The sequence below is a fragment of the Tolypothrix sp. VBCCA 56010 genome (assembly GCF_050875635.1).
Taxonomy (GTDB): Bacteria; Cyanobacteriota; Cyanobacteriia; order Cyanobacteriales; family Nostocaceae; genus Hassallia.
Map to the genome: position 1 here is coordinate 1 of NZ_JBPAOH010000246.1, position 7003 is coordinate 7003.

General features: G+C 40.0%; 10 protein-coding genes. 3 read left to right on the plus strand and 7 right to left on the minus strand.

The window, feature by feature from the left end; all coding sequences use genetic code 11:
* Window positions 1-241 (plus strand): hypothetical protein (locus tag AABK37_RS39315; protein WP_432556819.1); only part of this gene is annotated, 241 nt, incomplete at its 5' end.
* On the plus strand, window positions 189-851 hold the full coding sequence (locus AABK37_RS39320) for a DNA N-6-adenine-methyltransferase (protein WP_432556820.1): 663 nt from the start codon (window positions 189-191) through the stop codon (window positions 849-851). The genes AABK37_RS39315 and AABK37_RS39320, both read left to right, overlap by 53 nt.
* Before the next feature lie 16 nt (window positions 852-867).
* Here the strand turns inward: AABK37_RS39320 and AABK37_RS39325 are convergent, their stop codons facing one another.
* From AABK37_RS39325 to AABK37_RS39340, 4 genes are all read right to left on the minus strand, one after another.
* Window positions 868-1146, minus strand: a complete 279-nt coding sequence (locus AABK37_RS39325) for a hypothetical protein (protein ID WP_432556821.1) — start codon at window positions 1144-1146, stop codon at window positions 868-870.
* Window positions 1147-1647: 501 nt separating this feature from the next.
* Window positions 1648-2055, minus strand: a complete 408-nt coding sequence (locus AABK37_RS39330; protein ID WP_432556822.1) for a type II toxin-antitoxin system VapC family toxin — start codon at window positions 2053-2055, stop codon at window positions 1648-1650.
* Complete coding sequence (locus AABK37_RS39335) at window positions 2055-2318, minus strand: hypothetical protein (RefSeq protein ID WP_432556823.1); 264 nt, start codon at window positions 2316-2318, stop codon at window positions 2055-2057. Before AABK37_RS39335 ends, AABK37_RS39330 begins: the two co-directional genes overlap by 1 nt.
* Before the next feature lie 186 nt (window positions 2319-2504).
* On the minus strand, window positions 2505-3971 hold the full coding sequence (locus tag AABK37_RS39340; protein WP_432556824.1) for a hypothetical protein: 1467 nt from the start codon (window positions 3969-3971) through the stop codon (window positions 2505-2507).
* Between the two features lie 699 nt (window positions 3972-4670).
* Between AABK37_RS39340 and AABK37_RS39345 the strand changes: the two genes are divergently transcribed.
* On the plus strand, window positions 4671-4967 hold the full coding sequence (locus AABK37_RS39345) for a recombinase family protein (RefSeq protein WP_432556825.1): 297 nt from the start codon (window positions 4671-4673) through the stop codon (window positions 4965-4967).
* Here the strand turns inward: AABK37_RS39345 and AABK37_RS39350 are convergent, their stop codons facing one another.
* The 3 genes from AABK37_RS39350 to AABK37_RS39360 form a co-directional block, all read right to left on the minus strand.
* Window positions 4968-5573: a hypothetical protein gene (locus AABK37_RS39350; protein WP_432556826.1), complete on the minus strand. Its 606-nt coding sequence runs from the start codon at window positions 5571-5573 to the stop codon at window positions 4968-4970. It lies immediately after the preceding gene.
* 24 nt (window positions 5574-5597) lie between these two features.
* On the minus strand, window positions 5598-6173 hold the full coding sequence (locus AABK37_RS39355) for a polymorphic toxin type 37 domain-containing protein (RefSeq protein ID WP_432556827.1): 576 nt from the start codon (window positions 6171-6173) through the stop codon (window positions 5598-5600).
* Between the two features lie 61 nt (window positions 6174-6234).
* The coding region (locus AABK37_RS39360; protein WP_432556828.1) for an RNA-guided endonuclease InsQ/TnpB family protein at window positions 6235-7003 on the minus strand (769 nt) is incomplete at its 5' end.

The following is a 7003-nucleotide window of genomic DNA, read 5'->3' on the forward strand; positions in this document are numbered from 1 at the left end:
CGTTACCAGCGTTATTAAAACGGGTCAGAACCTTAAGCAAACAACTTGTAGCGGTTCAAGCAACCGGGGCGCATTTCCCCGGCGCGTGGATCGAGAAGCGAACTGTCAGCGGCACCCCATCAAAAAAGTCATACTGGTGTGTGCGTTCGAGAAATCCCAATTTACCGAACGGCTCAAAATTTCTGTATTTGTCCGAAGCCGACCTCAAGGAGTGGCGGAAAGCGATCGCACGGGGACGTAAAATTGTAGAGCTGCAACGGGATATTCGGGACATCCAGCGGCGGATTGATGCCCTTTTGCGACGGGCAGAACAGCGCGGGATTGTCGTGCGTAACGTCTTGGGCGACCCGGACGCAAGCCCCGAACACTATACCCCCCTCCCCTATATCGAATTGGTCAGGCAGGTGTTAGGAGAAATCGACCTGGACCCCGCCAGTAATGCCCTAGCCCAGACCTGGATTCGGGCGCGTACCTTTTACACGAAAGCGGATGACGGACTGATTCAGCCTTGGGGAGGGGCAGTTTACTTAAATCCCCCTTATGAATCGTCGGAAGTCCGGCTCTTGGGGCGGAAGTTTCTAGAAAAAGCGATCGCAGAATATCAAGTAGGCACGATAACCGCTGCCGTCATCTTGCTGAACCGTACCGGGGCGCAATGGTACAAGCAGCTACAGGAGCAAGTCACCGCTGTCTGTGAAGTGTATAAAAGAATCGCTTTCATCAGTGAAAATGGCGCGGTTCAGCAATCGCCCCGCTACTACAACGATTTCCTTTATCTGGGGACAGAGCCGGAGAGATTTAGAGACGTTTTCGGAAAAATTGGTAAGGTTCAGGTATTACGGAAGATATAACAGTTTTTTACATTATTTACTCTACAGGTCTTCTTGTTCTCGTGCCTTCAGCGATGAGACGGACTTCAACTTTTTTTACGTTTGGTAATTGTGGTAACTCACCTGGAAAAGCTGACCGGATGTAGACGGTTTCGTTAGGGTGTTGCTTGAAATATTCCTGATCGGCTTTTCGCCAGTCTTCGGGTACAGCTCCTTCTATATTCATCATTACACCGTCTATCTGTCCGAGCTTCTTGAGTTCTGCCAGGGGTGACAGGGTTTTTCTTAGTTTTTTCTGTCTTGACGCTCGTCCCATGTTTTCCCTTTTGTTCACGATGATTGACAATTTTTATTGTGCCAGCATTTGAAGGGACGTAGCGGTATGATGAACAGGGAGCAATAAGAAAATTGATTTTTTACAAAATATCCGTAAGATAGGGAGGAAATCGGGCGGCAGGGTCTATCATTCCCCACCGCCCGGAGGTTACTTCCGGCGACGGTTACGGATGATTTTTATCCGTAACTCGAAGACCAGAGGAACCCGTATGAGTATCTTGAAGTACCTCATACTTTCCTCCTTTGAAGACCGGGGGCGGGGACTTCCGCCCCCTATTCAGTCTTCCTCCCCTGTCTATAAGAGTTCTCTGGTTCTGGCTATTGGTTTGGGGCTGGTGAAAGCGGTTGTTTTATGTATCGTACCAAACATAAAACAGGCGGAATTTACCGTTTTGGGGCGTAGAAGAATACCTTTTTTTTATAGAACAACTCTTCATAAACATGCGTTAAATTATCTCTATTTTTTCTTAGATAATTTCTCTTATGGAATAACTTCAAAAGCTGTATTTCCTGGCAACCGGTAAATGTAAAAGTCACTGTCCAGGGAAAAAATCCGTCTGATATTGAGTGTCTCTGCTGCCGCAACCAGGGAAGCATCGGCCAGATCCATCGGCACATTTTGATACTGCCGCATCAATTCCCGCATTCTCTGCTGTTCCTCAATCCCGGTAGTATGGAGATAGAGCGCCTTCCGGTCAACGAACTGCCATAGAATGTTTTGGGCGAACCAGCCTCGTAACTGATGCAGGAAATACATCGCTTCCGTAAAACAGCACCACGTTGTCAATAACGGGCTGGTTATTTTTTGATAGGCTTCGACGCAGCGGTGATGCGCTTCGCCCTGCCCCGCATCAATCAAGGCAATCAACGGGGCGGTATCAACCAGCATCACGGTTGGCGAATACCTTGTTTGGCAAGCTTGCTGGCGATCGCTTCCCCAAAGACTGTTTTCTCATAGGAAGGAGATGGTTCAACCTGACTGTTAATAGATCCAATCAGCCCTGAGAGTGAAGAGGCCAAAGAGTTTTGCTGATCAGCATTGGGGGGGAGTTGTGATGCAATCCAGTCAGCAGGTGTCATCCCCTGCGTTTCGGCAATAGCCAGCAGGTGACAGTAAACATTTTCTGGTAGGGAAATGAAATGTTCATTCATCCGATAAAGCTCTTTATGACCCTTTCCTTGTATCATAACTCTTAGCAAATGAGTATAAGAAATAAAAGATTGGGTCTTGTAAACGGGCAATCGCCCTCGTTAGCGTACATTTTGGTTCCAATGCTACTCACACGAGAGTATCGTCAAATGTGTCTCAAAATACCTCTCGGTCTTCGGGAACGGGTTTCAAGCTTTAGAGCCAGAAGGCTTATTATCATCACAAGCATCAATCAGTATGATATGAGGCGAATCTTTGAGGTTTAGATGTTTCAAAATCCGATCTACTCTGGCAAGTTCAGATTTTGAAAAATACAGTATTACCTTCAAGGAAGGATATATTGAATCGCTTGCCTTCTCATAAATTTCGCATTGCTTCGCAAGATTCTTTTCTAATTGAGAATTCTTTGCTAGTTTGAATTCAACTAATGTCTTATCTGCCTTTCCACGCGATACTTTGAAATCGACTGGTCCACGTCCATCATTGACTTCTCTACTTATATCAGAAGAAGTAGAGTACCATGTTAAACGGTAGAGAATTTGAAGGTCTGATTCTCGTTCAAGAGGTTTATCATTAATATAAAACAAACGATGTCCACCTTTATTCTCGATAACATCTTTGAGAAAGAATACTCGCTCTTTTGCTTCTGCATATGTATTCCCTGCGTTTTGGTAAAACCCAATTGGCTTTAGATACTCATTCACTAGCTCATGAAGTTGTTCAACAAAAAGAGCTTTTACCTCTGCAACACGTTCTTCAGCAACAGAGGTTGCTTCATCCCCTTCCTCTTCCTTAACCCGAATGTAATGATCAATAACTTCTGGAAATTTATCTATTGCCAAGCTGATAGCATCTTGAATATCCTTTTTTTTTGCCCTTGGATCACTTGGAAGAATACGCAAGAGATATTCATTGACTTGAGCACGCAAGACTTCGTTCGGTAATCCACCAGCAATTTCTTTAAAGCGGTCTAAAAGCTCCGGTCTATTAATCCATGACTCATCTTTTGTTAAAATATCTTGGGGAGTAAGGAGAATATAATCACCGTTAATGTAGGGTAGTTGAAAAGTTGCATGAGTCCAACTTCGAGTATCATAATTAAATTTTACTTTGTTGATTTTTATACGTTTAATCTGATTGGGTGATAAATGGGTTAAGGCAAATTTTTGAGTATATGTAGCGAGGAAGTTTTTTATTAAATTTGTTGTAAAGTCACTGATGTTATCACGTCCTACACCTTCACGAACAAGACATAGTTTCTCTAAGTGGCTACTGCGCGTAATTGTTTCTTCGCCAAAATTTCTAAATACAGAATTTAAGTTTCTGTTCAGTGCTTGAGCAAAATCCCTTCCGAGTCCATGACCTTCATTGCCTGTTATACTGAAGCCAAGCCAGTTTTGCTTAACTTCAGGGAACTTAAACCAAGCATCTACTAAAGATGGATTAATCTCATCTGATAAAGACATTTCCTTCAGAAAGCGCATATACTGAATAATGTCTTTATGAAGCTGTTGATAGGTTGAGTTTTCACTGTTGAACAGCAAAAATGGATCTACAAACAACGGCAGATCATTGATGAGCGATATATTGAAAGCCCCATATTCCTCAATTAGTTTCGGTGAAATATTGAAGAAATCTGAAAAGAAAATAGCCATTTAATAATTTAAGCACTTTTTGGAAAAATGTTACATATTTATTGTAATCGAGATAATAGACATATAGCTGCCATGATTCACCATTTGACAGAAAAGGCTGGTGAAAATCATTTATTTACTTACTATTTTAAATAAGTAATGAATATTGCCGAATATCTAAAATATTTTTGAGTATTAGATTTTGTGACAAAGCCGAAAATCACAGAATTAAATTATCAAATAACGTTTTAATTTATTTAAATAAATTTGTTTTTATCCTTACATAATTTCATTTATGGTAAATAAGTGGTTTCGACCTTCAATATTTTATGATTTTATTTAAATTTAATATTCTTTTGAAAATAAAATAAAATATTTTTGATTGCTAAAATTTTGCTTTTATCTCAAATGTCTTAATATTGTTTTATTTGCAGAGTAATTACTTCTGGAACGAACCCATCTAATTAATATTATCATCACAAATAAAATATAATAAATTGATTAAAATAGTAACTAGGGGTCTAAGTAGCAACGGAACAGAAAATGCGGTTAGTGTGTTTTAATAAAATATTGTTTTAAGTATTTATATTTTGTGCGCCAGGACTGTTTACTAAACCCCTTAAAAAAACGCTGATTTTAGGGTGAAGAAATAAGGCTTTGCGAACTGGCATTTTACAGTTAACGAAACATTAGTTTAGTTAACACTATATTGGGATTTCCATGACATGTCCTGTCAAAATCGCCCTCTACGCCAGGATTTCGACGGTTGACCAAAATCCTGAATCCCAGCTTTCTACTTTACGTCATTATGCCCAGCAGCGAAATTTCCTTATTTATAGGGAATACATCCACCACATTAGCGGTGATACTACCAGCAAGTCAAGGCAGACCAGGAAACGCGATATAGCTAATGCACTAACAGCATTTCCTATTCCGTTGCTATTCAGACCCCGTTTATTGGAAGATAAGAGGTTAAATCGGGGAAATTTATTAGGCTTTTTATTTAGTAAACAATAATTAAATATTTTTATTATTATTTTTTCTAAACCAAATTAATTCACTTTCGCCATCATATGCACTTACTACAATGTATTGAGTATTTTTTGCGAATGTCTCTAACACATTAAATGGTATTTCTCTTCCTATTTCAATTTCTAAATTATTTTGGATGTATGTTATTATTCCTACAATTAAATAAGCGTTTGTAGCTTCTGTTATTAGATTATTTATTGATTCTTTGTTATTGTTTTTTGAGTTTAGAAAATGATAGATGCTACCTTTACAAGTAAAAAAATTTTCTTTACTATTTGATAGCCATTTGTCAGTTGATTTAGCTAAAGTATCTTCAAAAATGGTGTATCCTTCTTCATGGCTTTTTAAACATTCATAGATAAATCGAATTAATTCAGTTTTTGTAGATTCACTATTTGCTATTCCCCCGCACTTAAAATTTAATCTAGCTTCTGGAGAGCTTGTATCGGGTAGATAAGTAATAACTTTTCCACCTTCTAAGTCCAAATTTAAAAGATAACGAGCAAGTGGTTTGTCACTGTTAGATAAACAGGCTTTGATGTATACAATAGCTTCATTTTCAAGATTAAATCTTTGTAGCATATCTTTCATGAAAAAATTTTATTTTTACAAAATTTAAATATCAATTGTATTTTTAGGTTCTATTCGACCATCAGGAAAAATACGCCATTGCCTTTTTTTAGGGTCTACATAATCCCAATGTGGCCCAATTGGAGGTGGGTGATTAAAGTCAGGATGTAGAGATTCTTTAGTTCCTGGATTATACCAAGCTCCTTCATTACCTCCTGGAGGATTTTTACCCCTCCATTCCCAACCTTCTGCTGGTGGTTGAGTTGGGTCGTTAGGGATAGGAGGAATGTTTTGGGGAGTATCCGTTTCTTCAGTTGATTCAGAAGGAAGTTGAGGCGGATTTCCCCTCAACTGTTCCATAAATAAAGTTAACGATACCCCTGTTCCTAGCGTCACTATTAAATACTCTAATATAGTTGGGAAAGCAAAGGAAAAAATAGGAATGACCTCACCATTTGCCTCACCAACAAGGCGACATACGCCGTTAAGTCCACCACTATAAACATAATAAGTTTCACCCCAGTCTTCTGGCTGCGTTAAAGGACAGTAGACTGCTGTTGTCTCATATTCCGCTGGCCAGTTCTCGATATAACATGTTGCTGCTATATAAAACCTAGACAAGTCTAGACATTTACTTCTTTCTTCACGGGGAGCATGGAAGCGGTTATCCCTCGGAAAGCATTCACGCCTTAGCCAGACGCGATAGGTTAATGGCTGCGTTTAAATCCCTGTCCATCACGTGTCCGCAATGTTCGCATCTGTAAACACGTTCGCTCAATGACAGAGATTCTTTCTTGCAACCGCAATTGCTACAGGTTTTAGAGGATGGATACCACCTATCCGCCAAAACTAGCTTGCTTCCAAACTTCTTGCATTTATAGTCAAGCTGTCGCTTGAATTCGTGGAATCCGCAATCAGCAATGGATTGAGCAAGCTTATGGTTTTGCATCATGCCCGAAACATTCAAGTCTTCGACTACTATCACGGCGTGGTTTTTGCATAAGTAGTTGGTGACTTTATGAAGTGAATCTTTGCGAATGTTTGAAACACGGTTATGATACTTCGCTAACTTGATTTTTGACTTATGACGATTGTTGCTGTATGCAGTTTTTCGTGCCAAGGCTCTGGACAATCGTTTTAACTTTTGGATACTTTTCTTATAGGCTTTTGGATTAGGGAATGTAACACCAGTACTAAGTGTAGCCAGTTCCTTGATTCCCAAATCCACGCCTACGACATCTACTGATTTTTGTGTTGACTTGCATTCCACTTCGTACGCGAATGCAATGTACCAGTCATCAGCTATCCGAGATATTGATAACTTGGTGGTCGTGGTATGGGGCAATCCTTCATAAGTTTTGACCCAACCTATAGTAGGTAGCTTGACACGCACACCGCCGACAGGGATGGGTTTACCACTAGCGTCAATAGTGAAAGAATCATTCTGACCT